Here is a 23,621-nt window from a genome sequence, read left to right as displayed (position 1 = left end):
GCGGTAGGCGTTGCAGATGTAAAATACTTATCTGCAGCGGAGGGTCGTTACCATGGCATTCAATACGCAACGGCTCCAATTTTCCGGGCATTCCGGCGCGACGCTTAGCGCCCGCCTCGATCTGCCAAATAGGCCATTGCGCGCCTACGCGCTTTTTGCCCATTGCTTCACCTGTTCCAAGGATCTGGCGGCGGCACGCCAGATTGGGGCGGAGCTTGCGCGTGAAGGCATCGCTGTCCTGCGTTTTGATTTCACGGGGCTGGGATCGAGCGAAGGCGAATTCGCTTCGACGAATTTCTCCTCCAACGTTGCCGACCTTCTTTCAGCCGCGAACTATTTACGCCACCACTATCAGGCACCCGCGGTGCTGATCGGCCACTCGCTCGGCGGCGCAGCGGTCCTCGCCGTCGCCGGGGAAATTCCGGAAGTGCGCGCCGTAGCCACCGTCGGCGCGCCGGCTGATGTCGGCCACGTGTTGAAGAACTTCGGAGCGAGCCTCGAGGAGATCGACAAGAACGGTGAGGCCGACGTCGATCTCGCAGGGCGCACGTTCCTTATCAGAAAGCAATTTGTCGAGGACACGCGTGCGCACCGCATTAAGGATGCTGTTGGGAGGCTGAAGAAGCCAATCCTCATCCTTCATGCGCCGCTGGACCATACGGTCGGGATCGAGAACGCCACCGAAATCTTCGTCGCGGCCAGGCATCCGAAAAGCTTCATCTCGCTGGACAAGGCCGACCACCTGCTCACCGACCCTGAGGACGCGGCCTTTGCCGGACGGATCATTTCGGAATGGCTGACACGCTATCTTGCCGCCGACACGCCGCAAGGCGCGGGCCCGATCGAACATGTCCACGTGAGGGAAACCGGCGAAGGCAAGTTTCAGAACGCGATTCAGGCTGGCGGGCATCGGCTGTTCGCCGATGAACCCGAAAGCGTAGGCGGATTCGATTCCGGACCATCGCCCTACGACTTCCTGGCGATCGCACTTGGCGCCTGCACCTCGATGACGCTGCGCCTTTATGCCGGCCACAAGCAGCTGAAGCTCGGGCGCATCGGCGTCGACGTCTCGCATACCAAAATCCATGCTAAGGACTGCGAGGAGTGCACCGAGACGGAACGTGGCGATAGCCGCAAAATCGACCGCTTCGAACGAGTCATTTCCATCGAAGGTGAGGTCTCGGAAGAGCTTCGCGAGAAGATCGTCGAAATCGCCGGCAAGTGCCCGGTCCATCGCACGCTCGAAACAGTGGCGAAGATAAAAACGGTCGTGAAGTGAAAGTGCCCAAGTGACAGGGCAATAACACCAACTGGATCTCTAGGCCGAGCATGTCGCGCGGGTCTCGACAACGATGCAAAGCCAAAACGGCTCCTCTTTGGGATTTTTGCGTTCCGCTCCTTCGAAGACTCGGCTTCTGGGGCCCATTGCTGTCACTCAGCAAGTCCCCACCGCTTCCGCTCACGCTGCGACTGAGACGATCGGAAGTTGGCGAGATGCTCCCAGTCCGGGATTCCTATCCCTCGCCTTGAGCAGATTCGAACCGGAGACCCGTGGTTCGCGCACAGATAACCGATCCTTGCGAGGTCGGGCGGCAGAAGAATGAATTCCTGGCGTTGGCTATATGATGGACCTGGTGCGTTCTTTCATGGGGCCGACCTGGGCACCGCTCCGCGCTATGGTTTCAGGATCGCAGATAGAAGCAAAATCGGAAGCCGAGCTCATCCTGGGCACTGATCTGTCGCTCAGCACGGAGGCTGCTCTCTATTTTCCACGCCACCAGCTTGACACGTCGAGGCCGATGAGGTCGGCACAACCTTCGTCCGCCGTTAGCTGCACTCGGCAAATTGGAGATGACCTCCTGTCTTGTATCGAACACCTGATCCTGCTCGATTTGTTGGACGATCGCCCCACAATTGACCGGATGGGTCGTCGGCTCGGGATGTCGAGACGTACCTTACAGCGCAGGTTGGCCGAGCAGGGCATGAGCTTTGAGGCTACACTAAAGGCGGTCCTCGAGCGTCAGGCGGAGATGCATGCTCGCTACACCGGATTCCTCGATTTCGCAGATTGCCTGTCAACTCGGATAAACCGACCCTGCGCACTTCACTCGAGCTTTCATGGCCTGGAAGGGGATGTCTCCGCGGGCATGGCGGCTTGCCTGCGCCACTCTCCAGAGGGACGCAGCAAGGATGTGACCGACACCGAATAAACCCAAATTGTCGGCCAGTTCAGTTGCCAGTATCGTCGGAGGTAAGACGAGGCGGAGGATGTGCCTATGGGGCCATTGTTTAGGAATTCGGGGTTTCCCCTTTACCACGAGGCGATGTTGTTCGTGCGGATGCGGCCCCAGCAACGCCAAGCAAGTTTCGAGGCGACATTTACCGCAGCGCGTTCTGCGTTGAGCAGTGGTCTCCAGGCGTTGGCCTACTATGAACGGGCCGGATTGGTGAAACGCGTGACACCTCTCTCGAAGGAGGCACCGCACTATGCCAGCCGAATGCTCGTCAGTTCCGTTCGCAACGCCCGTGTCATGCCGGAGCTTCTTGGGGCTCCGGGAAACGAAGCGGAGGGATGGTCTGCGTCTGCCCTCAATTTAAGTGCTGCGATGGACGAACGGACCCCGGGCGGCGCAGCGAGTCTCCTCGAGTTGGCAAGCGCTGCCGACGTGCGACAGCTTCAGCTCGCGCTTGCTGGTGATCCAAGCGTCGCGTCCGTTTCACGGGTTCCGCTGCGCTATTTGACAGCGAAAAAGCCGCGAAACCCGTCCAAAGCATCAGCCGTCGGCCGGGAGCGAAGCGCCGCGGCGCCGCCACCGTCGCACACAATGTGGAATCTCCGCAAAATCAATTGGCAAGAAGCGCGGGACCTGAATGGTTTCAACGACGCGAGCGAGATCAAGGTCGGGGTCCTCGATACGGGAATTGATGCTGGTCACCCTGACCTCAAAGACCAGGTCGCCGGATACATATATGAGCACCCGGACCTCCCGGGGGCGAGTTCAGATCAAGATCTGATAGGACACGGTACTCATGTGGCAGGTACGATTGCTGCGACGATCAACAACGACGTAGGCATCAACGGCATTTCGCGAGCGAGGATCCATGCGTGGAAGATTTTCGACGATCGCCCTGACTTGCTGACGCATCCCGATGGAACAGCGGAATTTGCATACTTTGTCGATCCGGTGATGTATCTACGTGCGCTGCTCGACTGCGTGGATCAGGGCATCGATGTCATCAATCTCTCGATCGGTGGCGGAGGGGCGCCGGATCCGACAGAAAGTGCGGCCTTTGAGGCTTTGCTGGCCAACGGAAGCACCATTGTTGCGGCAATGGGGAACGAACGACGCGACGGTAGCCCAATCTCATACCCTGCCGCAATGCCAGGCGTTATCGCTGTGGGAGCGACAAACCTCCAGGACCGCATCACGAATTTTTCCAACAGGGGCAACCACATAACGATCGCAGCGCCGGGCGATGCTATCTGGTCAACGCTCCCGACCTACCCGGGCCAAATAGGTTGGAGGGCAGAAAGGGGCCCGGATGGCCATTGGTGGCAAGGAAAGGCCGCTATCCGCGAAACGGACTACGACGCCTGGCCCGGTACTTCGATGGCCGCCCCGCACGTTGCAGCGGCTGCGGCACTCTACATCGCAAATGGAGGCAAGAGAGACCCCGCGGCGATCCGAAGCGCCCTTACGGCCAGTGCTGACAAGGTGCCCGCGATGGGCGAACAAGACTTTACCCCCGATTTCGGGTATGGTCGTTTAAACCTGGAACGATTGATTGCCGGCATAGGCACCAATGACTGACATCATATTCACGATCCGCATCGGCATGAGTGTCGACGAACGCGAGCGCCTGTTGAATAGGATTCAGGCTCTCCCGGGTGTTGAGCTGACGGCTCCGGTCAAACGCGACAGTAGCAGCGCTAACTTGAGGCGAATACATTTCGCTCGTTTGAGTGAAGGGTCAATCGTACCTGATTGCCTCTCAGCCATAAGAGACATGCCGGAGGTGGAGCAGGTCACCATACCTGCGCGACGGGGGCTGCAAACTCGGACATAGTGCGCCACATTGCGGACAGTACAGTTGATCTTCTGCATCGCAGGAGATGTGCCCGAGCCCTGATAGCGGCGAATCGTCCGCCAAGCGAACGCGGCTGCCCTATGTCTCCATCGTTTGCGAGAAGGCACAGCGAAAAACTCCAAAGAAACGTCTGGATGAATGATCAGCGTCGTTCCCTCGGGCAGTTGGTGTGTGCCCGGCCTTGTAATCTCGGAACGGTGTAGGACCTTTGCCCGTTTTTTTGACGGACTAAGGTCCTATGACCATACGACGAGCGCGAAAAATTCAGCGAGGGGAAATGGATTCCCGGCCTGAACACGTTGAAAAGACTCGACCGGTCGACCCCTCCCTGGTTTCCTGTCTTACTGGCTACTCTGCGATGCGCACACGCCAGGCGGAGAGACGATGGATTACGATTGGGAGGGAAGACGCATCCGACGGCTTCAGGTGCTCAGGTTCCTTGTCGCACTGGCACTGCCCGTGCTGTTGCTTGGTTCTGCCATTGCCGTCTCCGAATGGGCAAAGGGACAAATCTCTCCGATCGAGCCCACTGGAACGCGAGCGGGCCGGGAATGAGCAGACGTCAATTAAACCATACGAAGAAGCCCTTCACTGATTTTACCGCTTTGCCCCAAGTCCCGCGTCACCTTGGATCTCGTCGTGGCTGGGACGGGCCACCCGGCAGCCGCCGCGTCGCTGTGCTACGCTGCAAGCTTTCCAAGTCGCTCTGGAGCCTTTTACGGTAACCAATGCCACGCCCTTCTAAAACCCAATGTCGAAGTGCCAGTGGCTCCGATAAAGGTAGCGGCGTAGCGGAAGCAACGCCGAATTTCGCGGGTGACCACGCAGGGGCGGAATCCGTTTCGACCTCCGAAGGAGAAGCCAGCGCATTCATCCAAGCTGACCAGCCGCAACAGCCCCCTAGACCATTTGAGCAGAGCAGACTGGCAGCGCACAAGTTACTGCAGGCGTTGCGCCATGATTTGCATGCAATCTCCATCTCGACGAAGGTTAGTGCCAAGGCGGCCGCTTCCTCTTTAAAGGCAAAGTTCAACAAATCGAGCCGACAGGCTGATTTACCAACCATTCACAATATCAGCCAATGGTCTGCGACTGCTGTGGCCAACACAGGACGAGGTGTTCGTTATCTGACAAGGCCTCTGAAGTTCAGCCGATACGCATGGCAAAATACCAGCGGGTGGAAAGTCACTGTCGGATTGACCTTCGTGACCTGCATCGTGCTTATTGGAGCTGTAATGGTATGGGCGCTGAAGGACGTGCCCTGGAACGAGATTCGCAACGGAACCCTGAAACCCGTCGTGGTGCTCGAAACAGCGGACGGAGAACCGCTGGTAAGGCAGGGCCCCTATCAAGGCCCCTACGCGCAATATAACCAATTCCCGCCACATCTGATCGATGCCGTGCTGTCAATTGAGGATCGGCGGTTCATGGATCATTTCGGTATCGATGTCCGAGGCATCGGAAGGGCGCTCGTTCGAAACTTCGAAGCTGGTTCGGTTATAGAGGGCGGCAGCACGATCACCCAGCAGCTCATCAAGCTGCAATACCTCGACAGCGACCGCACGATAAAACGAAAAATACAGGAGTTTGTTATCGCCCTTTGGCTGGAGTTGAAACTCGGCAAAAAGGAAATCCTGACGCGCTATCTCAACAGCGCCTATCTCGGCGCCGGCGCGACAGGCATGCCTGCAGCCGCGCGCGTCTACTTCAACAAGAACATTGACGTGCTAAACCTGCCGGAATCCGCGATGTTAGCGGGGTTGTTGCGGGCCCCAAGCCAATGGAATCCGATCGACAATTTGGAAGGCGCCCGGCAACGCACCGCCGTCGTTCTCGACACAATGGTGGCCAACGGCAAAATCACCGCGCCCGACGCAGAACGAGTCAAGGAAAGCTTCGCCACGCTAAATCCGACGATGCCGACGCCACGCTCCGGAAGCTGGTTCGCCGATTGGATCTCGCCACGGGCGAGCGAGATTGCCGGTCCCTCACCGGGTACCACCACGGTACGCACGACGCTCGTTCCGCACCTGCAACAGATCGCTGAAAGAGTGGTAAGAAATGCCTTGGATACTGAAGGACGGGCTGTCGGCGCATCCCAGGCCGCGTTGGTTGCCATGACGCCGGATGGAGCGGTAGTTGCCATGGTCGGCGGCCGCGACTACAAGCAAAGCCAGTTTAACCGTGCGGTCACCGCGATGCGGCAACCTGGCTCCACCTTCAAGCTGTTCGTCTACTATGCAGCGCTGAAGGCCGGGTTCACTCCAACTGACCGGGTCCTCGACGCGCCGATCGACGTCAATGGCTGGTCGCCGGAGAACTCTAGCGGCCGATATCGCGGCTGGGTTTCCATTGCCGAGGCCTTCGCGCGGTCGCTGAATGCACCGACAGTGGCGCTTGCCCAAGAAGTCGGGCTCGACAATGTGATCGCCGCTGCGCGCGAGCTCGGAATCGATGCACCCCTTGTTAGTACACCGTCTCTGGCCCTCGGCACGTCGGAAGTAAGCTTACTTGAACTTACGAGCGCCTATGCGTCGGTCCGCTTCGGCAAGGCACCCGTAGAGCCTTGGGGCATTGTCCACTTTCAGGCGGCCGGGCAGCCGAGGGCGTTTCGGGTTGGCTCACATACCACGCCCGCCATTGATCTATCGGCCTACCAGTCCGACCTTATTGGGCTTCTGCAGTTAGCAGTCGAGCGCGGAACCGGGCGCGAGGCCGATCCGGGCGCATTCGCGGCCGGCAAGACCGGCACCAGCCAAAACAATCGCGACGCTTGGTTTGTAGGCTTCACGGAGCCGCTCATCGCCGCCGTGTGGGTAGGCAATGACGACTACACGCCGATGAAGGGGGTCACCGGTGGTGACCTGCCAGCGCATATTTGGCGGGACTTCATGCGGGAGGCCATGGCCGCGCCTGCGCCAATTCCTGAGCGGCCGGAGGGCACGATTGTCGACAGCCACGGCGTACCGCAATCCTGCAACATTACAGCTTGCTCCCGCAGCTATCGTTCCTTCCGCCCTTCGGATTGCACTTACCAGCCCTATTCCGGCCGGCGTCGATTATGCGAAAAATAATGTTTGCCTGGACTACCGACTCAGGGCGCTGGCGCACAGCCAACAGCGGTGCGCCCTGGCGATGGAGCACCTCGCTTGCTTTGTGACCAAGACATAATGTCGCTGCGATTTGGTCCCCTTGGGGCGTGAGCGTGCACCAGTTCGCGGTTGGGGTTCGTTTCCCCGGATGTCGCCCTGTGGAGATAGAGTTGGCGCGATTTATTTGAACCACGCAAGGCACAGAATATAAACAGAATCGTCGCAAGCTTCCGAGCGGCGCTGATGTGGGCTCTTCGGACTATTGTAGTCGTTTCTTCGGAACACTCATTCGCCGGTGGGATCGCCCGGCCCCGATGGGTTCGCGGAGGGACCTATGCCGGATTCTTTCTTTCTCATTTCCTTTTCCGCCTCGTCCCAATGGCGCTCGTGATCACCATCCTTGCGACCCTCGCGCTCCCAGATTTCATGGGCACGTTCGCGGATCCGGTCTTCTCTACTTCGTTCATTACTTGGTGCCATTGCGTGCACTCCTTATTCAACGGTTTGCAACTTCGCAATCACTTCCGGAGCCTGCCGATGAACCTTGGCTCGATTAAGCAAGCTAACACTCGTTGGCAGTCGAAGAGCCTCAAAATAGCCACCGCTTATGACTTGTTCGCCTGTGACTCAAGCGGAAAACCTTGAATTGTGTAGCGCGACAGCGACAGCGACAGCCTGTGCCTGTGCGTGCCGGCTCTGCCCAGTTGACACTCCAGCTTCGCGGCTAGTGCCGACCGAGGAACAGCTTGGTCACGAGCAACGCCGCCGTGTCGAACAAACACTGATCCTCGACAAGGACGCTGGCATCGTAGCCGGCATCGTCCAAGACGGACCGGATCATCTCAAAATCGACAGATGAGATATTGTTTTCGATGGAAGACATGACGTCCTCCTTTCCTTTGGGGCCAGGGCCTGCTAGCCCTCAAACAGCAGCGCCCGTAATATTTGCTACCGAAGTTCGGCACACTGCGCCTTGGCCATGCAAATAGCAATCGTCTGCGTTTCATTCGTAAAGACGCGATTGATCGGAGGGTCAAGAGTGCCGGAGGCACCAGGTGGGTCCCGCCGAAGGACCAAGATGAGCGCGATGAGGAAAGGCATGGGCGCTTCTTCCCTCACCGGCTTTCCTGAAGGACTATTCAGCGGTGCGAGCGGATTCCTTCGCAGAGACTCACCTTGCACAGGCCTCAAAAAAGCGGCTTGCGCCGGGGTTGAAGTTCGCGAATTGTCGATACCGAACTTCTGAGCCTCTCGCTGTGCCGTGCTAGAGAAGCTCATTTCTATCCTTGGTCGCTTTTGCCCGCCGCCCTTTGCCGTCCGTGTCATTGCCACGCCTGCCTTGAGTTTCGCCGCGCGGCAATTTGTCGACTGCGCCGCCGTCATTGTCCCATTCTTCAAGCGAATCCCTCATGCGCGGCGCAGACTTTGGTTCTAGGGTGTCTACGTCGAAGCCCGCGGAAGCTGCTTCGCTGCTGATGGCGGCCACGAGATCTGTATCTGATATATCCAGGTCAGGAAACATGCGCCGCACGGCGCCAAGGGCTTCAGAGGTCGCAAATGGCCGGGCTTCTTTCTGACACCCGTTCAAAAATGCGCTGATCGCCGCGCGCACCTCAGGCGATAATTTGGGGGAGCGCTTTCTCATCATCACCTCCCAGTGCATCAAGTCTCTGAAACAAAACGCTGCGTGCGTCTGGATGTTCCTGGTTCCTCGCGAGCGCTATCGCCGTCTCTGGTCTTGGCGACCTTCACACAGGCGGAACAATCAGGCGGATTCGGCGTCCGGAAGACCCGAGCGCCTTGTTTAAAGCCCAATTCAGGCACATATATACAACTCGTTCATCTGGCTGAGGTTTGGGTTCGCCGCCTCAAGGACCTTCTATTCACCACGATTAGGATGCGAGGTCTCGCGCCGCGCGGGCGTGGAGAGTCGCTTCGTTCAAACCTGCTATACGTAGGCACCGCCCACTTCACCGGCGCTTGTCGACCATAACCTTCGCATACGGAACGCTGGAGGCGGCGGGGCAGCCTAATCTGCACCCGCGCCTTCAGCGTCGTGCGAAACAGAGGCACGCTGATTATGACGCTGATATTTCCAAATTCGAGCCGCAGCTTCGATGAAAAAAGAAACGCCGTCCGTTTTCTTGGCCACGAGGGTATGTTTGAGGTGCGGTTCTTCGTCGAGGCTGACGCGCTCGTGGTGGCCGATGCCGAACTCGGCAGATCGAAAGTCTCTGAATCGAAGCTCCTTTCTGCTTTCGACGCATTGCGCTCGTCCGTCTATGATGTCGCACGGAAGGCCTACTCGGGCGGCCGTCGCGATTGTTACACACTGACCGCCGCCCATTTCCGCTAGGATGGATCCAGAGGCTGATCCGCGCTCGTAGGCCTGCTGCGCTCCACGAGACGGCGGCCTATATTCGCGTTCCTGAAACGACATTGACCGCCCCCGATGTGCCGACATCACTAATAGCGATCTCTTGGGTCACCGGTGCCGGCGGCTTGTAGCACCGGCGGTGAAATGACGATACGTGGCGATGCCACAATCAAGGACGAAGGCGGTCGTCGACCCGATGGATTCCAATGCCTGAATGGAGGTGTTCGTGACGATGGATGGCACAAATACGATCCGAGCGACGATACGCTGCGGGTCGGCACGATCCCTGTTTGGTGAGGCCGTGATGCGGCCGATGTCACCCTCATCAAGTCTTTCGGGACGCCCAACCTGAAGTCGTCCGGGTGTGGACTTAATGCGGTGCAGGCGTCGCAATAGCCGCTGGAGACATTTGCCAGTCGCGGTCAAAACCGCAGGAGTGGTTCACGGCATGAACGACAGTCTCTCACGGCTTCCCAGGGAACCGGCAGATCGGCTTACCAAGCCGTTTATGCGGTTCCTCCGGATCGAGGCCACCGCGGGCATTATCCTTTTGCTCAGCACGCTCTTGGCGCTCGGCCTCGCAAATACCGCGTGGTCGTCGTCGTTTCTCGCCTTTTGGGAGATGCCCGCGGGTGTCAGACTGGGCGACATCGGGATCTATCGTTCGCTGAAGCACTGGATCAACGACGGGCTGATGACGTTTTTTTTCTTCGTCATCGCCCTTGAGCTGAAGCGCGAGCTGGTGCTGGGGGAGCTGCGCAATCCGCGCATGGCCGCTCTACCCGTCGCCGCCGCTCTCGGGGGGATGGCTGCACCGGCCGGAATCTATTTGCTGCTTGTCGGCGGAGGGCCGGGTGCGAGCGGCTGGGGCACCGTTATGTCCACGGACACGGCGTTCGTCATCGGATGCCTTGCTTTGCTCGGTTCGCGCGTACCTGGTAGCTTGCGACTGTTCCTGCTCTCTCTTGCGATCTTCGACGACATCGGCGCCATATTGATCGTGGCGGTCGGCTATGGCGAACCGTTGAATTGGGTGGCACTCGGAACCGGAGGACTCGGATTTGCCTTCGTCGCAGGAATTGCCCTTCTGGGCATCCGCAGCATTCCGGTCTATTTCGTGATGGGTAGCGCCATCTGGCTGGCATTCGACGCATCGGGCGTTCACGCGACGCTCGTCGGAGTGATACTTGGCTTGATGACGCCGGCGCGAAGGTGGGTAAGCGAGATCCGCCTCCACGCGATACTCGACCGGGTGATCGCCCATCCCCCCGGCGACCATCGCAGCCGTGACACGGCGGCACGCAGCGACCTTCATCGGGCAGGCGTCGCGACCCGCGAAGCAGTGTCGCCGATCGAGCGTCTCGAGATCGCCCTCCATCCCTGGGTCGCATTCGCAATCATGCCGCTCTTTGCCGTCTCCAACGCGGGCGTCCCGATAGAGGATGCAAACTTCGACGTTCCCCTCACGATCGCAATTGTCGTCGCCTTCGTGGTCGGCAAGCCGGCTGGCATTGTGCTCTTCAGTTTCCTCGCCGTGAAACTTCGCCTCGCGAGTCGTCCGGAACAGCTATCCTGGAGCCTGTTGGCGGCCGGCAGTCTGCTGACCGGGATCGGCTTCACCATGGCTCTGTTCATTGCCGAGCTTGCTTTCGAGCCCGAGCTTCTGATCCCCGTCAAGCTCGGTGTGCTCGGCGCTTCCGTCATATCGGCCGCACTCGGTTTTATGGCGCTGACCTTACTGACGTCTCCTAACAGACGATAGTGAAGGCGCCCATCGGCGTTCCTAGCGACGCATCCGCATTCTGCGTCCATCGCCCGGAACCGTTATGAAGGGGATAGGACACTGCCGCAGAATGCCGATCCGCTTCTCCAGTCCCGCCGGCTATCTCTATCGCGCGACAGACGCGCTGCATCGGCGCGACGCACTAAACTGTCGGCCAAAACAACAGTATCAAAGGCACGCCCAGCACGACCACAATAAACGAGAGCGGCAGCCCCAACTTCCAATAGTCGCCGAAGCGATAACCACCAGGTCCCAGAACCAGAGTATTGCACTGGTGTCCGACGGGCGTGAGAAAATCGCAAGCTGCCCCTACTGCGACTGCCATCAGAAAGGCGTCCGGGTTGTAGCCAAGGCGGTGAGCAAGGGTAACCGCGATTGGGGCGACGACCAGAACGGTGGCGGCATTGTTCAGAAACGGCGTCGCGGCCATTGCGACCACCATGATCATTGCAAGCGCGCCGAAGACGGGCAAGGCGCCGGCAAGCTGAGCGAGGGCGCCGGCAATAAGATCGGCACCACCGGTCGTACGGATGGACTCGCTGACTGGGATGAGAGCGCCGAGCATTATCACAATAGGCCAGTCGACCGCCTCGTAAGCTTCTCTGAGCGAAAGGGCACCGCACAAAACCGTCAGAACAGCAGCGGCGAAGAACGCGGTGGCAACGGGCAATACACCCAATGCGGTGAACGCCATTGCGCCGGCTAGGATCAGCATGGGCATCAGGCGTTCTCGCGGATTGCCCAGTCGGATCTCCCGTTCGGCCAAAGGAAGAAGGCCGAGTTCCATCAGCTTGGTCGGGAGAAGCACGAGATCGCCCTTTAAAACGAGAACGTCACCCGATCTCAACACGATGTCGCGCAAACGTTCGGTGAAGCGCTGGCTACTCCGGCTTACCGCGAGCAAATTGATGTTGAATCGGTTATGCAGCGCCAAGCGCTTGGCCGTTTGCTCAATCAAGACTGATCTCGGACCGACTACCACTTCAATTCCGGCAATCTCTTCGTCGACTCCTTTTGCTTCGGTGGGGCGGTTGTGCCCTTCCAGTTCCAGGCGCGCGCGCCTTATACCTCGCTCCAGTGCTTCAGGATCTCCTTCCAGCAAGACGATATCGTCCACCTGGAGGACGAGATCCGGCAGTGGCAGAAGGCGCTCGGCCTGATTTCGCACGAGCCCGGTGACCATGACCTCGTCATCCAGCAAAGCCGACAAATGCCTGATCGACTTGCCGACGACCTGCGAATTCCCGGTAATGCGAGCTTCCGTCATGTAGTCCTTGATACTCAGAGCCTTCTCCATCGTAGGCACCGCCTCTCTGTCTCGAGGAAGCAGCCGATAGCCGAAAGCCAGGAAAACCACTCCCGCTGCCGCAATACCAATACCGACAGGCGTAAAATCAAACATGCTGAAAGGCTGGCCCGTCAGTTCCTCACGCATCCGTGACACGACAATATTGGGTGATGTGCCGACGAGGGTGATGAGCCCACCGAGTAAGGAGCCGAACGCCATCGGCATAAGAAATGACGAAGGGGATGCTTTCGAGCGGCGTGCCATCTGGAACGCGACCGGAATCATCATCGCCAACGCCCCGATATTCTTGATGAAGACGGAAAGAACCGTGACCGCCGCCACGAGAATAACAACCTGACCCTGCACAGAAGTCACGCGGGGCGCCACGCGATGAAGGAATGCCTCTATGACACCACTGCGTTCAAACGCGGCGCTTACGACGAGTGCGCTGGCGACGATAATGACAATGTCGTCCCCGAAGCCGGAGAACGCTACCTTATGCGGCACAATGCCGGTGAAAACTGCGGCGAGCAACGCAAGAACTGCGATGAGGTCGTAGCGAAGGCGTCCCCATATGAAAGCGATCATCAGGCCGATCAGAATGGCGAATGCGAAAGCCTGAGGCTGTGTCATCTCTAGTATCCGACGAACTCTTCCGATGTCGAGTCCATTTTACTCGCCTGAAGAGCTAATGTCGGGATAACTTGTCGGCTTCATTCAATGGCTCGGCACTCCCAACGCCGGTCCACGATGCTTTCCAGCTTCATTGAACGGATGCACGCATGATCGGCGCCTATAGAATGCTTCCGAAAAGGACCGAATAGACAATCTACGGCAATCGCCAGAGTAAAGGCAATCATCGCGACCAAACGCGTGAAATCGTAGGTATAGAAGCGAGCGTGAACGAGCTTCATTTCGCCCTCCTGATTGCGGAATTCTGAGATGCCCAAAGCATGGCATTTCGCGTTGCTTCAAGATAGTGAGCGGCTACAGCCCGTGCTGATCTTGTCGAGGATGTCCGCCGGAACCCGAATATCGGTCATAATGACGGCGACGCGCTCGTCGCGTTTCGCACGATTGTCGTAGCCCTTGAAGGTGGCCATGCCTGTGCTGCGGGCGGTTACCATTCGCCCTGCGGCACTCGAGCAAATGCCCGTGAGCGCATCCCCTCTGGGTGTCTCGGCCGCCTGCGCGCTGGCCGTCGTGGTAGTAATCCATCCCGCATTGAACCCGACGATGGGTGCAGCAAAACCTCCTACCACCAGGCCGATGGCATAGGGTTTTCTCCGTTCAAGGCTCTGTTGGAATGTCCTGTTCTAATCCCTGTAACCGGCGATCGAGATCGACTCGGGCCTGTTCTTTAACCCGAAGCCAGTTGCAATCCAGATTTTTCATCTGCTCCCTAAAGATAAAAATGTGAAAATACTATTATTTCGATGCCATCTTTACGCTACCGCACCGCCAATTCCGAGAAAAATCAAATTCTTCCCGCACATTTAATTTGGAATAAATAAACGTCTTGTTCCGTCCTCTCTGTAACTTCTTGTCTCGTGACTTAGTAATGCCTCAATGTCGGTGTATTTATTTACCATTGATATCGGCGGGAGTTTCTGTTTCTAGAAGCGAGTCGGGACGGAAAACTCCCCGAGCTAAAAAAACTGCCGATCCGACCCACTTTTAAATCCCGCAGAGGACACAAATCATGTTCGCCAGAACAAAACACCGAACGGTTCATTTTGATAAGCCATTCTGGATATCAGGACTATCTGAGATGGTCACTGCCGGCGACTACGTAGTCGATGAAGAAGAGGAGCTGATCGAAGGTCTCTCCTGGTCGGCCTATCGTCGCGTAGCAACGTTCATCACGCTCCCGGCAACAACCGAGAACAAGTACCGAATGCGCCTTGTGCCGATCGATCCAGAGGAGCTCGAAGGCCTCATAGCCTTCGATCAGCGCGATGCGGCAGCGTCATCCAACCTGTGAAGGCAAATTCAATGCGCGACCATACCTTCCCCATCGGTCTGTCCGTGCGCCTCAAAGACAGAACGTATATCTCGCCCGGCGCGGCAGAGACCTATCGCATCACGGCCAAACTGCCGTGGACATCCAACTGGCCCCAGTATCGCATTCGCAATGACGAACTCGGCCAGGAACGCGTCAGCGGGGAAGACAATCTCGAACCGATTGAATGGGGCATGGCATCCCCTCACTGACGATTGCCGCTCGCGGTAAGAGCAAGCCCGAGGAGGGCCAAAAGTTGAAGAGCAAACACGAGGAGCACGCGCTCGCCCTCAGCGTATGGGAGTCTGAAGGCGGGGCGCCTGACAGATCTGGACAATTCTATCAATATGACCGCCGTTTCGAAGGAGACGGTACCTATACGATCCACCACCTCTTCACAGGGGAGACAGTAAGAACAGGCCATTGGACAATGGCAGGAAGCTTAACCCCACGAATGCCGCACGGGCACTACGGGTTCTCAATACGTTGCAAAAAGCGCCGGATAAAACGATGCGCGACTATCACGACGAGATCGTCCCAGCGTTGAGCAAGGCCGAAGTGCGTCCTTCGATGCGAAGACGAGGCCGTTTGCGTCGAGTTTGAGATTCCGCGGAGGAAAGGTGCTCAAGACGTTGCAGTTTTCTGATGGCCGAGTTTCGACGGCACCCGTCTGACGAAAGCACGCACGTTTCTCGCTGGAGCGCGCGCGTTCTGTTTAGGAAGAGCGTCTGACCATTGAATACGGGCACCAAGACGACCTCTCGTGATCGTTACAGAGATCCTGAAACGGAAGTATGCACAGGCCACGTTCACCATGGATAGAGGCGTCATGATTTACAGAGCAGCAAAGGATGAAAACGGCAAGTGGCCGGTGACACCCTTCGCGCATATCGTCCAACTGACAAATTTGACGCCCTAACGGGTGCCGCGACGACGTTCAGCGTAGAGCAGCGCGGTGGTTCACTTGGCACCGACAATCGAGAGGACCTCACGGAAGGCGTCGTGGGTTCGTTGGGCACGCATGATCGAGGCCTTCTCTTCAAGCTCGTTTACAAGTGGATGGTTCTCAACATCCACGGGCAGCGTGAAAACGCCTGTAAGGTCGAAGGCAACGGACACCGCGTGCGAGTGAGCGATATTTCCAGCAACACATTGGTGCCTAAAGTGGTGACCGGCAGACATCGAGGCCAGCTTACCGCCGCGCGTCTCCCACACTGACTGTACTCCAAGCGTTTGGTTGTTGATGCCGTAGTACACTCTGATAATTTCGTTCTGGTAATCCTTGGTGCCTTTTCTCGGCGGCATGGTGACCTCCTCGTTGGCCTACGAACCACGTTACAGCCACCTTCTATCACATTAAGACCGCACTCGATAATCAGATGAGGAAGTCTCGCATCTTGTCTCACGGATTCCCGCGCGTCTCATGCTCAGCGCATGGACCTTAGTAGCTATTTCCCCGCGCGCTGTCGCCAGACGACTTCCTAGAGCTGTGGGCCGAGAAATCCGGATTGCCCGACTGCTCCCCCTGACTCGCCCTGAACAGCTTCGTACTCCCGATGAGACAACGCTGGTCCGTTCGGGATTGGACGTGGTGTCGCTGGCGGTCCGGCAAACTCGGCCCAGCTTCAAAAGAACTGAACGACGGGTGGTCTTGGCTGGTGAAGCCGCCCACCCAATGCCATGATTATTCGACTGAGGGGGCGCTGTGACGCAGATCAACTATCGAGCGGAGCCCGAGATGAACCGCGCGCTGAAAGCGAACTCCGCGACTTAGGCGGCCAACGCGGAATTGGCGGCCTCGTGCGCTCGACACCGCGAGGTCCAACGCTGGCAAGTGCGGCCGGTTTGAGTTTCATGGCCTTGGTCTAAATGATGTCGACGAGGCTCACACGAAGATCGTTGATGATGGTGGCAAGGCCCGGTGCTCCAATTAATGGCACGACGCGTACTGCCGACAGTTTTGAGATGGCGCGGTCAAAGATCGCGAGATTCGTATGTCCGTTCAGGCGGGAAGGATAGATGATGCCGTCCGGCACGGACCGGTGCTCATGGAAAGCAAGCGACCACGCCCGCCCGAGGGATTGGCGGGAGGATTTTGCGACATCCGTCGGCACTCCCATCCTGATCGCGTGTCCTCGCGCAGATCAACAAGACGGAGATCCGCGATCGTCTCAATCTCTGCGTAGCGCCGCGCATAGATCTCCTTCTCATCGATCGGGAGATCGCCCATGAGGCCATCGCGCCGATCACGCAAGACCGCTTCCAGGAAGCAGACCTTGAGTGTGTCGCCCAAATAGACAACACCAAACCGCCTTGCCGGGTCACGCCGGCGGGGATCACTGAACCGGCTCGGCGTCTTTCCATATCCTAACGGATCGGGAAAGGCGCTCGCATAGATTCGTCCAAATCGACGACCGGCACGAACGGTCTCGATATCGAGCGGGGAATTCTCGAAACCGGGGGGCGGCTTGATGCGGCCATTCAGCGAAAGTCACCGCGGGCGACACCCTCGGCCGCTGCAACCACATCTTCGTCCTGACCGCGTTTCAATGCGTCGAGGCCCGTCCGGCCATTCAAAGCGCCGTGCGGCGTGACAAGGAAGCGATAAACCGCCCATGCACCGCCCAGGACCTCGTGCAGCTTTGGAAGCGCAGCATAGGGTCGACCGTCCCGATCGAGTTGCCATAACGGAAAACGGAAGCCCCGCTTGGCGCCGTCGAGACCGAGAACCTGCCCGTTATGGCGCTTTGTGTTGACGGTGACGCGCGAAACGCCGAGCAGGTCCGCGAACGCTTCCGCGCTCAGCATATCGCCCTCCGCGAGAATTTCCGCCGCGCGACGCCGGCCGCATTCCCGTGCGGCAGCCAACGCTGCCTGGAGTTCATCATCCGGTTCTGGCACCTCTTCTACCGGAAACGCATCCTGATGACACAGCGGCTCTTCTTCAACGACTGAAATCGTCTGCGCGCCGGCTAGCGGATCCACGACGACGCGGAAACTGACCTGATGGCCGGCCTTTCGGCTCAGCTTGACCGCCTTGGCGTATTGCCTGATCAGCGCCTTCTCGAAATCGGCTTTCCGTGGCAGCTTCATCGAGAGCGCAATGTTCGAAGAATCGTTTCGGGATTCGTTGGCTAGAGTCTTCGTCGCGGGCATGGTCTTCGGCCTCCTGCGCTATAACTTAGGCAGGATGGGACAGTTCGTCAAGTTTGTTAAGTTCGTAAATCACGGCTTTCGGCCAGCCGCAGTGGCTATGGTTTGCCTGGATCTTAGAGAGAACCATGATCGCCATGTGCCTTCGGCGACCGATTCGGTTAGCAAGCCGTCGGCCGTGCTTCAAGGGGCCAACGGGAGAACACTGAAGAACCCCATATTTCACCGGCCAATCACGGCGAATCGTATCCGCCCATTGCGTGACAGGAAGTCGGCCCTATTGTTAGAACAGCCGGCAGCACGCCAGCACCTTGTGTTTAAGATCGGGAGGATTTTCGCATGATATTTCCAAGCTTGACCCGCCGCGCCGCCATGGCCGCCGGATTTGCTTTCTGGTCCGCGCTCGCGCTTGGCGCGCCCGCAAAAGCGCAGGACTTTCCCGATCGGACCGTTACGCTTGTCGTTCCCTTTGCTGCCGGCGGCTCGACCGACGTTGTCGCGCGGATCATTGCGCAGAAAATGTCCGAGGATCTCGGCCAACAGGTCATCGTTCAGAACGTCGCCGGCGCCGGCGGTAACCTCGGGGCAGCCAATGTCGCGCGCGCCGAACCGGATGGCTATACGATCCTCATGGCGACAGTCGCGACCCATGCGCTGAACCCCCTGATCCTCAAGACCAAGCCCTACGATCCCGAGAAGGATTTCGCACCGATTTCACTCCTGGTCGTCGTTCCGAACGTCCTGGTGGTCAACCCGGAGCTGCCCGCCAAGACCGTCCAGGAATTGCTGGCGCTTTTGAAAGCTGAACCCGAGAAGTACGCCTACGCCTCCTCGGGCAATGGAACGCCGCTACATCTTTCCGGCGAGCTCTTCAAGAAGATGGCTGGTGTCGAGATGCAGCATATTCCCTACAAGGGCTCCGGCCCGGCACTGAACGACGTTCTCGGCAATCAGGTGCCGATCATGTTCGACAACCTCCCCTCGTCATCCGGTCACATCAAAGCTGGCACCCTTCGCGCGCTCGCTGTCACGACGGCAGAACGCGCATCGTCCTTTCCGGACATTCCGACCATCGCTGAGTCGGGCATTCCCGGTTACGAGACCTATACCTGGAATGCGCTCTTCGCTCCGGCCAATACGCCACAGCCGGTGATCGCCCGACTTAACGAAGCTGCGAAGAAGGCCATGGCCGATCCAGCGGTGCAGAAACGCATGGAGGAATTCAGCGCCAAGATCGTGGGTTCGACGCCCGAGGAGCTCGCCGCCCACGTCAAAGCCGAGCTTGCCAAATGGATCCCGGTTGTCCGCGACGCCAACATCCAGATGGATTAATCTGCAGCTGTCGCCTACCGACTCAATTCGTCCCGGCCGGAAAAGCTAAGGATGTCGAACTTCAGTTATTTCTCGGGGGACCGAATGAGCTTCCAGCAGAAGAATGCCCGCCTGCTGCGGTGCAGTGAGCAGTAATCGTTCACCGCGTCGTGATCGGAGGATGGCAGTGCTACCAGGGCGCCTATTGTGAGACTTCCGTGTTGCCGCGTGCGGCAGGCTCACGATGGCGTTCCACTCGATACATTACGCGATCTTTTAAAGCCTAGAACGTGAACATCCTCGCAACAAGCCGTGCACGGGGCTCGTGAGGTACGGCCCCTTCGGCAAATTGCAGACATAAAGGTTCAATCTACTGAAAGATCGCTTCGCGCCCTCATTCCGGCCGTTTGGCAAGCCGGTTCGTCGTTCCGAAAGCTGCCGGTCGCCCAAGCCAGATCAGCGTCGCTCGGCGTACCAAGGCAGGCGACTGCAAGCCACCCCTGTGCGCTTCAAACATCATTGGCTACTCCGCCAGTGAGCCATTCCAAGCGGCTAGGGTCTTTCCTGCAATATTCGAGTGCTTTCCATCCATTCACAATACTTTTCGGGCTTCAAGTGAGTTGAGCGAGGATACCGTCGACGACGCTTTGGACGGTGCCCGCCGTGTCGATATTGATGCCGGCTGGAAGGTATTCCCGGGTATCATGGTAGCGGAGTACCAACGCGCGCTCTGCCTGCTCGAAGCCCGGCTCATTTGGCCGCCCATCTAATCGTCGGTTCAACGTCTCGACGTCTGTGTCGAGCACGAAAACCTTGTCGAAAAGGTCGAGGAATTTGTGGAAATTGCGCGAGCCACCACAGAAGAAGGTGACAGGATAGGTGGTGTAGGCAGCAATAACGCGGACCTTGTCGACAGGCCAGATCCAGTGCGCGTACCCCCAAACGATGCGGTCCGCGCCTTTGGGTGGTCCTGCGAGCGCCTGGCCTGTCTCAGGATTGCCGACATAGGCCAAGACCCGGTCACCATGGACGACATGGTAGCCCCGCCGCTCCAGTTCGGTAGCGACAGACGTCTTTCCAGTGCCGGAGCCGCCTTCGATCAGATAGTTCTTAATTCCCATAGGCGCCGTTTACATGGCATTCAATCCGGTGAGAAGAGACTCTAGTGCGGACGCTTCACCAACGAACTCACTTGAGCAAGGAAGGTTTCGGTACGCCGACCGGTTCGACGGCGGCAGTGGCACCGATCTGGCGAACTACTACGATGCCGCTGCGGACGTAGTCGTTGATCTGCCGAAAGATTTGAGCCGTGCTTCGAGGATCAGGTTGACGGCGTTTCTATCGCGCTCTGAAAATGGGTGATTCCGGCTTTGCGGAACACCCCCGTCGGGCCTACTTTGCCGGCCTGCGCCCCAAGCACCATCCGGCCGCCCTCGGAAATCGCGTGGGCGCCGCAGATCGTCGTCGAGCTGCGTAGTACATTCTGGCCACAGGCGAGAAGGTGGCATCACGGCACCGTTCGGTGGCCGGCCATGCGCAGCAACGCGTCGCAAAATGCACGTGTGGCAGGGCCGAGATGCTCGTCGGTCCTATGCATCAGGTAGGCATTTGTCAGCGTTTCGCCTTGCGGACCGAATTCCGCGGCGGGAACCCGCACGAGCCGGCCTTCCGCCAAATCGCGCTCGACCAGCCAGAGCGGCAAGTTTCCCCAGCCGATTCCGGCGAGGATGAGCGCATGCTTTGTCATGTTGTCACCCACCCGCCATGTTCCAGGAGACAGAACGTTAAAGTCGCGGCCTCGTGTAAGCGGAGATGGATCCTCGGCAACGACCTGCACATGGTCCGCCAGATCCGCGGCTGTGACCGGATTTCCCGCTGCAGCCAAGACAGCGAGTGGGTGGCTCGCAGCGACGACGGCGGCGCGCGGCACAAGGGCGAGCGCCCGCCGTTCAATATGTGGATCGGGAAGATCGATGCCACTGATGGCCACAGCGCAGCGGCGCTCCCGTAGCGCATGAACTGCTTCTCCGAGAGATGCCGTGAGTAGCCGTATGGCGACCGAGGGATAGTCCCGGTGCATTTCCTCCAGTGCAGCACCGGCGAGACCGGGCGGAAATTGCGGATCGAGCGCGATCGTCAGCCCAAGTTCGACTCCCCCGCCAAGTCCGCGAGCACGCGCGCGCATTGTGTCTGTCTTGAGAAGGATGGCGCGCGCATCGCTCAGTAACGAGCGGCCCGCCGGCGTTAGCACCGGCCGGTGCCCGGAGCGGTCGAAGAGGCTGACCCCGAGCTCCGCCTCCAGATTGGCAACCGCATGGCTGAGTGCGGATTGAACTCGGGAGAGGCGCGCAGCGGCCGCGCGGAAGCTCCCCGTCTCCGCTATGGCGACGAAGATGCGCATCTGGTCGAGCGTAAGGGCATCCAACATGATCTATTCCATAGATCGACTTGGCCGATTTTTTCACAATTACCCTGATCACTCGCCCATGTCATCTATTGGTTGGCAGAAGGCAACCGGTGCTGACCGGCACGGAGGCAACCTCGTCCGCGTCCGGTCACCCGCAACAAGACAGGACGAAGAGATGACCAAGATGCTCGTGCTCTACTATTCCTCGTATGGTCACATCGAGGCAATGGCGAAAGCGGTCGCAAGTGGGGCCAAGCAGGCGGGCGCCACCGTGGCGCTCAAGCGCGTGCCGGAACTCGTGCCGGAGGCGGTCGCTAGGAGTTCAGGATACCGGCTCGGCCAGGAAGCGCCCATCGCAACCGTTGCCGAGCTTGCCGACTATGATGCAATCGTCATCGGCACGCCGACTCGCTTCGGCAACATGGCGAGCCAAATGAAGAATTTTCTCGACCAGACCGGCGGCCTGTGGGCCGAAAACAAGCTGGTCGGGAAGGTTGGCAGCGTCTTCACCTCGACGGGCAGTCAACACGGCGGACAGGAGTCGACGATCCTCTCCACGCACGTCGTCATGCTGCACCTCGGCATGGTGATTGTGGGCTTGCCATACAGCTTCAAAGGCCAGATGCGTATGGACGAGATCACCGGCGGTTCGCCATACGGCGCCTCGACGCTGGCTGAGGACGAAAACCACCGCGACCGCAGCCCGAGCGCCAATGAACTGGACGGCGCACGGTTTCAGGGCAGGCACGTCGCCGAGGTCGCAGCTGCCATGGCCCTCGGTCGCAGTCACCTTCAGCCGGAGCTGGTCCGTTGATTGTCTCCCAATTCACATCGGGCGGATCGGCATGGCCCCGGATTTCGCTCGTCGTGGGCGCGGGCGTGGTGTCTGCCTTCCAGGTGGGTAAGGCGCCGGCCGCACTTGCCGCGGTACAGGGGGATCTGGCGCTCAGTCTCGCCGCAGCGTCGTGGCTCATCTCAGCTTTCGCCATCCTCGGCGCTCTGGCCGGTGCTCCAATCGGACTGGCTGTCGACCGCATCGGGGCCAGAACAATGGCTGCCCTTGGCCTGCTTCTTCAGGCTGCTGGTTCGGCCTTAGGCGCGCTATCGCCTGGCTTTACTGCCCTTCTCGCGACAAGGGTGATCGAAGGTCTCGGCTTTCTCTGCCTTGTTGTTGCCGCCCCCGCCCTGATCTCCGGATTAGCCCCGATCCAGATCCGCGACCGGGCGATGGCACTGTGGGCAAGCTTCATGCCAGTGGGCTTAACAGTGATCATGCTCGCCGCACCGCTGCTGAGCATCGTCACTTGGCGCGGGTTTTGGTTCTTGAATGCCTCGATCCTCGTCAGCTACGCGATGCTTCTCAGGTGGGGCCTGCACCCGCCACCCAACCACCCGCGACCGTACCGCAAGATCCATCAAGACATCGGTGAGGCGCTTGTTTCGCCCGGACCCTGGGTGCTGGGAGGTCTGTTCACGGCGTTCTCGGCGATCTTCTTTGCCGTATTCGGCCTTCTGCCACCGCTGCTTTCTCAACGCCTCGGGATAAGCAATGAGACGGCGAGCATGTTGAGCGCGCTGGCCATAGCGGCGAGCGGCGTCGGCAACCTCGTGTGCGGACAGTTACTCGCCCGCGGCTTCCAGCCGGCGCGCCTGTTGAACTTCAGCTTCGGCATCATGGCCCTTTGCGGGATCGGGATCTTCAGCCATACCCTGTGGGCCATCGCCTCCTATGCGCTCTGTGTCGTCTTCTCTTTCGCCGGCGGGCTGATCCCCGTCGTCATTTTTGATAGCGCGCCGCGTCAAGCCCCGGGGGCTGAACTCGTCGGCGTGACCATCGGCTTCGCCATGCAAGGCAATAACCTCGGCCTCATCATCGGTCCTGCCGCCGCCAGCGGCCTTGCCGGCGCATTCGGCTGGCCGATGGTCTCCGTCGCTATTGTTGGGATCGCCTTCGTGGCAGCGCTGCTTGTGCTGCCCTTCAACAGGAGGCAATTGACTGAAGCCGCTTCCGGCCAAAGCCCACTTACGCGCGCAGGAGGTCGATTCTGAACCCCGGTGTTGCGCCCTCAAACGCTTCCCGCCAGTTTCACCGGCTGGGTGAGTGCGGAGCAAAAATAAA

23 protein-coding genes and 1 pseudogene are annotated in these 23,621 nt (G+C 58.9%); 12 read left to right on the top strand and 12 right to left on the bottom strand.

Annotated features, from left to right (window positions below; all coding sequences use genetic code 11):
• Positions 1–52 precede the first annotated feature (52 nt).
• The 5 genes from JOH52_RS26955 to JOH52_RS26940 all read left to right on the top strand — a co-directional run bounded on the left by JOH52_RS26955 (position 53) and on the right by JOH52_RS26940 (position 7,163).
• Positions 53–1,279, top strand: coding sequence for a bifunctional alpha/beta hydrolase/OsmC family protein (locus JOH52_RS26955; protein ID WP_014531323.1), 1,227 nt, complete (start codon positions 53–55; stop codon positions 1,277–1,279).
• Positions 1,280–1,622: 343 nt separating this feature from the next.
• Positions 1,623–2,210, top strand: a complete 588-nt coding sequence (locus JOH52_RS26950; protein ID WP_013845699.1) for a helix-turn-helix transcriptional regulator — start codon at positions 1,623–1,625, stop codon at positions 2,208–2,210.
• 66 nt (positions 2,211–2,276) lie between these two features.
• Complete coding sequence (locus JOH52_RS26945) at positions 2,277–3,812, top strand: S8 family peptidase (protein ID WP_014531322.1); 1,536 nt, start codon at positions 2,277–2,279, stop codon at positions 3,810–3,812.
• On the top strand, positions 3,805–4,068 hold the full coding sequence (locus JOH52_RS35360) for a hypothetical protein (protein ID WP_014990261.1): 264 nt from the start codon (positions 3,805–3,807) through the stop codon (positions 4,066–4,068). The genes JOH52_RS26945 and JOH52_RS35360 overlap by 8 nt, the downstream gene beginning before the upstream one ends.
• A gap of 749 nt (positions 4,069–4,817) precedes the next feature.
• On the top strand, positions 4,818–7,163 hold the full coding sequence (locus JOH52_RS26940; protein WP_017265575.1) for a PBP1A family penicillin-binding protein: 2,346 nt from the start codon (positions 4,818–4,820) through the stop codon (positions 7,161–7,163).
• Positions 7,164–7,466: 303 nt separating this feature from the next.
• Here the strand turns inward: JOH52_RS26940 and JOH52_RS26935 are convergent, their stop codons facing one another.
• From JOH52_RS26935 to JOH52_RS26925, 3 genes and pseudogenes are all read right to left on the bottom strand, one after another.
• Positions 7,467–7,661 (bottom strand): DUF2934 domain-containing protein, encoded by a 195-nt coding sequence (locus JOH52_RS26935; RefSeq protein ID WP_013845703.1) that lies wholly within the window; start codon positions 7,659–7,661, stop codon positions 7,467–7,469.
• 125 nt (positions 7,662–7,786) lie between these two features.
• Positions 7,787–8,064: pseudogene (locus JOH52_RS26930) on the bottom strand (hypothetical protein).
• Between the two features lie 381 nt (positions 8,065–8,445).
• On the bottom strand, positions 8,446–8,826 hold the full coding sequence (locus JOH52_RS26925) for a hypothetical protein (RefSeq protein ID WP_026029853.1): 381 nt from the start codon (positions 8,824–8,826) through the stop codon (positions 8,446–8,448).
• 435 nt (positions 8,827–9,261) lie between these two features.
• Here JOH52_RS26925 and JOH52_RS26920 point away from each other — a divergent pair, with 435 nt between their 5' ends.
• A complete protein-coding gene (locus JOH52_RS26920; RefSeq protein ID WP_010968007.1) occupies positions 9,262–9,537 on the top strand; it encodes a DUF1488 family protein in 276 nt (91 codons plus the stop codon).
• A gap of 469 nt (positions 9,538–10,006) precedes the next feature.
• Positions 10,007–11,320 carry a Na+/H+ antiporter NhaA gene (nhaA, locus tag JOH52_RS26915; RefSeq protein ID WP_017265578.1) on the top strand — a complete coding sequence of 438 codons (1,314 nt, stop codon included), beginning with the start codon at positions 10,007–10,009 and terminating at the stop codon, positions 11,318–11,320.
• A gap of 163 nt (positions 11,321–11,483) precedes the next feature.
• Here nhaA and JOH52_RS26910 read toward each other — a convergent pair whose 3' ends face one another.
• The 3 genes from JOH52_RS26910 to JOH52_RS26900 all read right to left on the bottom strand — a co-directional run bounded on the left by JOH52_RS26910 (position 11,484) and on the right by JOH52_RS26900 (position 13,891).
• Complete coding sequence (locus JOH52_RS26910) at positions 11,484–13,262, bottom strand: SLC13 family permease (protein ID WP_014531314.1); 1,779 nt, start codon at positions 13,260–13,262, stop codon at positions 11,484–11,486.
• A gap of 80 nt (positions 13,263–13,342) precedes the next feature.
• Positions 13,343–13,543: a hypothetical protein gene (locus JOH52_RS26905; RefSeq protein WP_026030398.1), complete on the bottom strand. Its 201-nt coding sequence runs from the start codon at positions 13,541–13,543 to the stop codon at positions 13,343–13,345.
• Positions 13,544–13,600: 57 nt separating this feature from the next.
• Positions 13,601–13,891, bottom strand: a complete 291-nt coding sequence (locus tag JOH52_RS26900; RefSeq protein WP_014531313.1) for a hypothetical protein — start codon at positions 13,889–13,891, stop codon at positions 13,601–13,603.
• A 440-nt stretch (positions 13,892–14,331) separates the two neighbouring features.
• On the opposite strand from JOH52_RS26900, the gene JOH52_RS26895 reads away from it, so the two are divergent.
• Together JOH52_RS26895 and JOH52_RS26890 are read left to right on the top strand one after the other, a co-directional pair.
• Positions 14,332–14,613 (top strand): hypothetical protein, encoded by a 282-nt coding sequence (locus JOH52_RS26895; protein ID WP_010968011.1) that lies wholly within the window; start codon positions 14,332–14,334, stop codon positions 14,611–14,613.
• Positions 14,614–14,624: 11 nt separating this feature from the next.
• The gene (locus JOH52_RS26890; protein ID WP_014527965.1) at positions 14,625–14,843 is read left to right on the top strand and encodes a hypothetical protein; all 219 of its coding nucleotides are present in this window, start codon (positions 14,625–14,627) and stop codon (positions 14,841–14,843) included.
• Between the two features lie 748 nt (positions 14,844–15,591).
• Here JOH52_RS26890 and JOH52_RS26885 read toward each other — a convergent pair.
• The 4 genes from JOH52_RS26885 to JOH52_RS26870 all read right to left on the bottom strand — a co-directional run bounded on the left by JOH52_RS26885 (position 15,592) and on the right by JOH52_RS26870 (position 17,787).
• Complete coding sequence (locus tag JOH52_RS26885) at positions 15,592–15,936, bottom strand: hypothetical protein (RefSeq protein ID WP_010968013.1); 345 nt, start codon at positions 15,934–15,936, stop codon at positions 15,592–15,594.
• A gap of 560 nt (positions 15,937–16,496) precedes the next feature.
• Positions 16,497–16,751 (bottom strand): RES domain-containing protein, encoded by a 255-nt coding sequence (locus tag JOH52_RS35985; protein WP_017265580.1) that lies wholly within the window; start codon positions 16,749–16,751, stop codon positions 16,497–16,499.
• On the bottom strand, positions 16,634–17,029 hold the full coding sequence (locus tag JOH52_RS26875) for an RES domain-containing protein (RefSeq protein WP_267880237.1): 396 nt from the start codon (positions 17,027–17,029) through the stop codon (positions 16,634–16,636). The genes JOH52_RS35985 and JOH52_RS26875 overlap by 118 nt, the downstream gene beginning before the upstream one ends.
• A gap of 83 nt (positions 17,030–17,112) precedes the next feature.
• A complete protein-coding gene (locus JOH52_RS26870) occupies positions 17,113–17,787 on the bottom strand; it encodes an XRE family transcriptional regulator (protein WP_014531310.1) in 675 nt (224 codons plus the stop codon).
• Between the two features lie 336 nt (positions 17,788–18,123).
• Here JOH52_RS26870 and JOH52_RS26865 point away from each other — a divergent pair, with 336 nt between their 5' ends.
• Positions 18,124–19,116, top strand: coding sequence for a Bug family tripartite tricarboxylate transporter substrate binding protein (locus JOH52_RS26865; protein ID WP_003526811.1), 993 nt, complete (start codon positions 18,124–18,126; stop codon positions 19,114–19,116).
• Between the two features lie 590 nt (positions 19,117–19,706).
• On the opposite strand, the gene JOH52_RS26860 is transcribed toward JOH52_RS26865, so the two are convergent.
• On the bottom strand, positions 19,707–20,216 hold the full coding sequence (locus JOH52_RS26860) for a DEAD/DEAH box helicase family protein (RefSeq protein ID WP_014531309.1): 510 nt from the start codon (positions 20,214–20,216) through the stop codon (positions 19,707–19,709).
• 386 nt (positions 20,217–20,602) lie between these two features.
• Positions 20,603–21,523, bottom strand: coding sequence for a LysR family transcriptional regulator (locus JOH52_RS26855; protein WP_014527976.1), 921 nt, complete (start codon positions 21,521–21,523; stop codon positions 20,603–20,605).
• Between the two features lie 154 nt (positions 21,524–21,677).
• Between JOH52_RS26855 and wrbA the strand changes: the two genes are divergently transcribed.
• Positions 21,678–22,316 (top strand): NAD(P)H:quinone oxidoreductase, encoded by a 639-nt coding sequence (gene wrbA, locus JOH52_RS26850; RefSeq protein ID WP_017265582.1) that lies wholly within the window; start codon positions 21,678–21,680, stop codon positions 22,314–22,316.
• Entirely contained in the window at positions 22,313–23,551 is a 1,239-nt protein-coding gene (locus JOH52_RS26845; RefSeq protein WP_014531306.1) for an MFS transporter, read from the top strand. Before wrbA ends, JOH52_RS26845 begins: the two co-directional genes overlap by 4 nt.
• Positions 23,552–23,621: the final 70 nt, after the last annotated feature.

The sequence above is a fragment of the Sinorhizobium meliloti genome, from assembly GCF_017876815.1.
GTDB lineage: Bacteria > Pseudomonadota > Alphaproteobacteria > Rhizobiales > Rhizobiaceae > Sinorhizobium > Sinorhizobium meliloti.
The sequence above is the reverse complement of the archived record's forward strand: the minus strand, read 5'-3'. Positions and strand labels throughout refer to the sequence as shown.

Bases quoted from the DNA above. Each gene is read 5' to 3' on its own strand.
- JOH52_RS26955 (WP_014531323.1), top strand. From the start codon at position 53: ATGGCATTCAATACGCAACGGCTCCAATTTTCCGGGCATTCCGGCGCG.
- JOH52_RS26950 (WP_013845699.1), top strand. From the start codon at position 1,623: ATGATGGACCTGGTGCGTTCTTTCATGGGGCCGACCTGGGCACCGCTC.
- JOH52_RS26945 (WP_014531322.1), top strand. From the start codon at position 2,277: ATGGGGCCATTGTTTAGGAATTCGGGGTTTCCCCTTTACCACGAGGCG.
- JOH52_RS35360 (WP_014990261.1), top strand. From the start codon at position 3,805: ATGACTGACATCATATTCACGATCCGCATCGGCATGAGTGTCGACGAA.
- JOH52_RS26940 (WP_017265575.1), top strand. From the start codon at position 4,818: ATGCCACGCCCTTCTAAAACCCAATGTCGAAGTGCCAGTGGCTCCGAT.
- JOH52_RS26935 (WP_013845703.1), bottom strand. From the start codon at position 7,661: ATGGCACCAAGTAATGAACGAAGTAGAGAAGACCGGATCCGCGAACGT.
- JOH52_RS26925 (WP_026029853.1), bottom strand. From the start codon at position 8,826: ATGAGAAAGCGCTCCCCCAAATTATCGCCTGAGGTGCGCGCGGCGATC.
- JOH52_RS26920 (WP_010968007.1), top strand. From the start codon at position 9,262: ATGACGCTGATATTTCCAAATTCGAGCCGCAGCTTCGATGAAAAAAGA.
- nhaA (WP_017265578.1), top strand. From the start codon at position 10,007: ATGAACGACAGTCTCTCACGGCTTCCCAGGGAACCGGCAGATCGGCTT.
- JOH52_RS26910 (WP_014531314.1), bottom strand. From the start codon at position 13,262: ATGACACAGCCTCAGGCTTTCGCATTCGCCATTCTGATCGGCCTGATG.
- JOH52_RS26905 (WP_026030398.1), bottom strand. From the start codon at position 13,543: ATGAAGCTCGTTCACGCTCGCTTCTATACCTACGATTTCACGCGTTTG.
- JOH52_RS26895 (WP_010968011.1), top strand. From the start codon at position 14,332: ATGTTCGCCAGAACAAAACACCGAACGGTTCATTTTGATAAGCCATTC.
- JOH52_RS26890 (WP_014527965.1), top strand. From the start codon at position 14,625: ATGCGCGACCATACCTTCCCCATCGGTCTGTCCGTGCGCCTCAAAGAC.
- JOH52_RS26885 (WP_010968013.1), bottom strand. From the start codon at position 15,936: ATGCCGCCGAGAAAAGGCACCAAGGATTACCAGAACGAAATTATCAGA.
- JOH52_RS35985 (WP_017265580.1), bottom strand. From the start codon at position 16,751: ATGGGAGTGCCGACGGATGTCGCAAAATCCTCCCGCCAATCCCTCGGG.
- JOH52_RS26870 (WP_014531310.1), bottom strand. From the start codon at position 17,787: ATGCCCGCGACGAAGACTCTAGCCAACGAATCCCGAAACGATTCTTCG.
- JOH52_RS26865 (WP_003526811.1), top strand. From the start codon at position 18,124: ATGATATTTCCAAGCTTGACCCGCCGCGCCGCCATGGCCGCCGGATTT.
- JOH52_RS26860 (WP_014531309.1), bottom strand. From the start codon at position 20,216: ATGGGAATTAAGAACTATCTGATCGAAGGCGGCTCCGGCACTGGAAAG.
- JOH52_RS26855 (WP_014527976.1), bottom strand. From the start codon at position 21,523: ATGTTGGATGCCCTTACGCTCGACCAGATGCGCATCTTCGTCGCCATA.
- wrbA (WP_017265582.1), top strand. From the start codon at position 21,678: ATGACCAAGATGCTCGTGCTCTACTATTCCTCGTATGGTCACATCGAG.